Below are 4,156 nucleotides of genomic sequence, written 5' to 3'. Positions count from 1 at the left end.
CTCACGCCCCGACACGCCCGGCGTACGGATCTTTGCGTTGATAAGCTGCGCCTTCAGATCGCCGCCCGGCACATACAGGCTGATCATGCCGCGCTTTCTCAGGCTCTGGTTATACGCCCGCGCGTTCGTCACCCGGTACCCCGGCTTCTTGCGCTTGCGCGGTTCACCCGTCTATAGTCTGGCTTTATATGGCATTATTCAAGCTGGCTTCATGTCCTCCCGCCGGGCGTTGATCGCCTGAAAGGCAATTCTATTTGCTGGCTGGATAAGGAATCCATATCATATCGGACTTGGCCGACCTCTCGCTCTTACTGCGACAGAACCAGTTGAGCTGTTCCGTGGGCAATTCGATCTGCGCCGAACAGTTCTACGGCAGACCGGACGTTCTTAACGCGTCTCTGCGGAGGAGGCGTTACAATATGGGAACGCGCTAGAACGCACAGAAACGAGTAGGACTCTCGATAAGTAGATACAGGAACTACGATTGGATCAACGGCAGATTGACCTACCTGGGATGCTTGGCGATGCCCGCGACGCCAAGGAAGCGCACGAATACGGAAAGGGCGCGGACGTGCATAGCCGGGGGGAACTCCATATGCACATGAACGGCGCGATTCCAACGTCGACGATTCGAGAGATCCTGGCAGACGAAGCGACCGTGTTGCCAGCCGGATTCGAGTTTGAGCGAGACCTAGTTCGAGCGACACCCTGCCAGTCGCTGGCCGAATACCTAACGCCATGGCAAGCTCTGCAGCTCTTTCCAAGGAAGCGCGAGAATCTCGATCGCCTCACCCTTGCAGTTGTCGCGGGCCTGGCGGAAAACAACGTGCGCTTCGTCGAGCTCCGAAGCAGCGTTCTGTACCTTGCACAGCTTCAGAAGTGTTCGCCAGCACAGGCGCTCGAGCGCCTTATCGAATCGACCAGGGTGGCTGCACTGCGCCACGGTATCCGGCGCGGCCTGATTCTCACGGTGACGCGTGGCGACTACAGCGCGGTCAACCTATCCACCCTCCTGCGGGCCTACCAGGACCTTGGTGAGCCGAAGGACGTGATTGGGCTCGACCTTGCTGGCGATGAAGAAACGGCATATCCGAAAGAGTTACCCTCGCTCTTTCGGGCGGCCAAAGACAGGTTCGATCTCGGGATCACGATCCACGCCGGTGAAACAGGCCGCGTTGAGAACGTCCGGTCTGCCGTAGAACTGTTCGGCGCAGATCGAATTGGCCACGGAACAGCGGCTGGCAAAGATCCAGATGTGCTGGAGCTTCTTTCTGCGAGGGATATCTGCGTCGAGGTGTGTCCGATCAGCAATCGGCTTACTGGCGCAGTTCCTGCGAACGAGGCTCACCCGCTTCAACAGTTCCGGCGATATGGCGTGCCGTTTGTCATTTGCTCGGATAACCCCGCAATCCACCAGCGCGGCCTTGCGGATGACCAAGCCGCCGCGATGGCCGAAGGCCTGTCGATCGGTGACATGCGACAGCAGTACGAAGTAGCCAAACGCTACTCATTCGTGAAGGATCTAAAATCCGATTTATGTCGGGCAACGAGCACAAGATCACCGAAGTGCAGCGGATCCTTGCCCCCGTAGGCGTGGACATCGTGCCGGTGTCGAGGAAAATCGAGGAGCTCCAGACAGAAGACGTCGAGAGTTTGGTGCGGGACAAGCTGACCAAGGCGTTCCAGTCCATCGGTCGCCCGTTTTTCGTCGAACATACAGGCTTGTACTTGAGCGGCCTCAATGGACTTCCCGCAGGTTTGACGCAGATATTCTGGGACAGGCTACAAGCGGATCGCTTCGCCGACCTCGTTACAGGGCTTGGCGACGCCAAGGTGACTGCCAAAACGATCCTTGGGTACTGCGACGGGCGCGAGATCCATATAATAGAAGGTGCGATCAACGGAACCGTACCTCGCAAACCTGCCGGTCCCACTCACTTCCAATGGGACTGTGTCTTCGTTCCGGATGGCAGCACACAGACGTTTGCGGAGATGGGGGCCGCCAAGGACGACATCTCCATGCGCCGCAAAGCGCTGGATCTGTTTGCCGCCCACCTCAAATCTGCGAAGGGCACGAAATGAAAGACGAACTGCTTGATGCCCACCGCACTGGCAAGCTGATGCTGTTTGCGGGGGCCGGGGTGCCTGCCAACCTTGGTCTGCCGAATTGGGACGCGTTGATCGCGCACATCGCGAAACAGCTTGGCTATGACCCGAAGATTTTCTCTACCTATGGCACTCAGCTGGCCCTTGCGGAGTTCTACAAGAAGAAGGGCGGGCTCAGGGCCCTCTGCAGCTGGATGGACCGTGAATGGCATAAGTCAACACGGACATTGAACCGCCCCGGGTCAACACGGACATTGAACCGCCCCGGGTTTCCCCTCAGGATTACCCACAAATTGTTCGTAATTCTGCGATGGGATGGCTTGTTGGACGGATCACCCATTGCGCGAGCGTGCCCCGACTCACCGGAATCTGCCAGCGGGCAAGTGCCGCCTGCATCCGATACAGCGGCATGCCGTCGACGTATTTCGCGGTCGCCACCGTCGCGATCACCGAGGCGTCCGCATGGCTACCCGGAATCGGCTACACTGGCATCGGGGTGAGCACGACCGGTGTATGTTCGGCGTGACGCTCGCAGTGTCGGCATGCGTACTTTGCGCGCGCGTTCTGGCGAACCGTCCACTTGACTTGGACGTGCAGCTGTTCACTGATATCCTCGCCGATGCGATGCATCGGATTGCCACAGCACGGGCAGCCTCGCTGGTCTTCCGGCAGATCGTAATCGACGCGTTCGCGCTTCAGGTACGCCGGCAACGGCTTGCGTCCGACCTTGCTCCGCTCAGGCTGGCCGACCAGTGGCAAACCGGTGTCGGGCAGTGCGGGCCCCGCATCCGCGTCGTCTTCGTCGCCGGGCTCACTGGCGAGCTGCTCCGCCTCGTCGAACCCCCGATCCTGGCGTTTCTCGCTCTTCGGTGCGTAGCGCTCGGATTGCAGCAGACGGACCTACTCCTCAAGCTGTTCGATCCGCTGGCTCAGCTCGCCGATGCGCTTCGTGTCGCCAGCCACGCGTTCTTCGAGATCGTGTATGTAGCCCTGGACGGCATGGGGTACGCGCTTGAGGTCGGGTGCATTCGTCATGCGCTCCAGGATAGCGGAGCGCGGCGCGCTACAGGTTTACGTCAATCCGTAAAAGGCGCCTGTCGCGTTGCTGACCTGCAACGTGCCGGGCTAACCGGCGTGCTCGTAATGACGGACAGGATGACGGCGAAGCGCGTCGATATCGATGCCGTCCAACAGCCAGTGCAGCTGCTGCGTTGTCAGCTTGATCACTTCCTCATCGCGTCGCGGCCACACGAAACGGTCTTCCTCGAGCCGGCGCAGCAACAGCCAGAAGCCAGTGCGCTCGTACAGCAGGAGCTTGATCCTGTCACATTTACGATTGCGGAATCGCGTAGACGGCGCCGGCAAGCGGGTCCAGCCGCATCGATTCCTCGACCAGAACAGCAAGGGTGTTGAGGCCACACCGGAAATCCACCGGTTCGCGATACAGGTAGACGCGCAGGTCGTTGGCGAAGCGCAGCATCACCGGCTTCTCAACGCGTCAATCATCGTCGTGATCAATGCCGGATCCTGCCCGCTGCACTCAAGTTCGAGACTCACCCCGTTGGGAAGTCGCGCCACCAGGCGCGACGGTGACGGTGGGCGCGGCGAACTTCGCACGACTTCGCGCGGCCTGAGCACCAGCGTCACGGCAGGCGACGAACGCAGATTTGCGCTTGCCGTCACAGCATCCGGTTCGGCTACCTCCACTACGGGTACGAATTCCGCCGAGCCCCCCTGCGCTCCAGCATGATCCACTTGCGCATCTGGTTGGCGTTCACGCCAGCCTTGAGCGCCAGGCCAGCCACCGATGCACCGGGTTTCTCGCACGCCTCGATCAGCCGTCGTTTCCCGTCGGGATCGAAGCAGCGCCTACCGCCTTCGTCGATGTGCGTGACTTTGAGAGGGAGAAAATCGAGTTCGTCTGTAAGCACCCGGGGAAGGCATCTTGACTGGGGCGATCGCTCAAACGATCAAACGATCAAGCAGCGGTCGGCGTCCAGCGATGAGGAAGCAGTTGCGCTATGTCGGCGGCACGGTGTGTCGGCAAGCG

At 60.1% G+C, this 4,156-nt stretch carries 4 protein-coding genes and 1 pseudogene; 2 read left to right on the top strand and 3 right to left on the bottom strand.

Annotated elements, in window-relative coordinates:
• The first annotated feature begins 484 nt into the window (after window positions 1-484).
• Window positions 485-1,591: an adenosine deaminase gene (locus tag AB3X94_RS41300; RefSeq protein ID WP_368614429.1), complete on the top strand. Its 1,107-nt coding sequence runs from the start codon at window positions 485-487 to the stop codon at window positions 1,589-1,591.
• Window positions 1,537-2,082, top strand: a complete 546-nt coding sequence (locus AB3X94_RS41295; RefSeq protein WP_368594250.1) for a non-canonical purine NTP pyrophosphatase — start codon at window positions 1,537-1,539, stop codon at window positions 2,080-2,082. Before AB3X94_RS41300 ends, AB3X94_RS41295 begins: the two co-directional genes overlap by 55 nt.
• Before the next feature lie 345 nt (window positions 2,083-2,427).
• Here AB3X94_RS41295 and AB3X94_RS41290 read toward each other — a convergent pair.
• The 3 genes and pseudogenes from AB3X94_RS41290 to tnpB (AB3X94_RS41280) all read right to left on the bottom strand — a co-directional run.
• Window positions 2,428-3,141, bottom strand: a pseudogene (locus tag AB3X94_RS41290) (IS66 family transposase zinc-finger binding domain-containing protein); the annotation flags it as partial.
• Between the two features lie 90 nt (window positions 3,142-3,231).
• Window positions 3,232-3,471, bottom strand: coding sequence for an IS66 family insertion sequence element accessory protein TnpB (tnpB, locus tag AB3X94_RS41285; protein ID WP_368594251.1), 240 nt, complete (start codon window positions 3,469-3,471; stop codon window positions 3,232-3,234).
• The gene (gene tnpB, locus AB3X94_RS41280) at window positions 3,437-3,586 is read right to left on the bottom strand and encodes an IS66 family insertion sequence element accessory protein TnpB (RefSeq protein WP_368594252.1); all 150 of its coding nucleotides are present in this window, start codon (window positions 3,584-3,586) and stop codon (window positions 3,437-3,439) included. Before tnpB (AB3X94_RS41280) ends, tnpB (AB3X94_RS41285) begins: the two co-directional genes overlap by 35 nt.
• Window positions 3,587-4,156: the final 570 nt, after the last annotated feature.

Source organism: Paraburkholderia sp. BR10923 (assembly GCF_040948765.1).
Classification (GTDB): Bacteria; Pseudomonadota; Gammaproteobacteria; order Burkholderiales; family Burkholderiaceae; genus Paraburkholderia; species Paraburkholderia youngii.
Note: the sequence above shows the minus strand (reverse complement) of the source record. Positions and strands in the feature narration are given on the sequence as shown.

Bases quoted from the DNA above. Each gene is read 5' to 3' on its own strand.
- tnpB (WP_368594252.1), bottom strand. From the start codon at position 3,586: ATGCTGCGCTTCGCCAACGACCTGCGCGTCTACCTGTATCGCGAACCG.
- AB3X94_RS41295 (WP_368594250.1), top strand. From the start codon at position 1,537: ATGTCGGGCAACGAGCACAAGATCACCGAAGTGCAGCGGATCCTTGCC.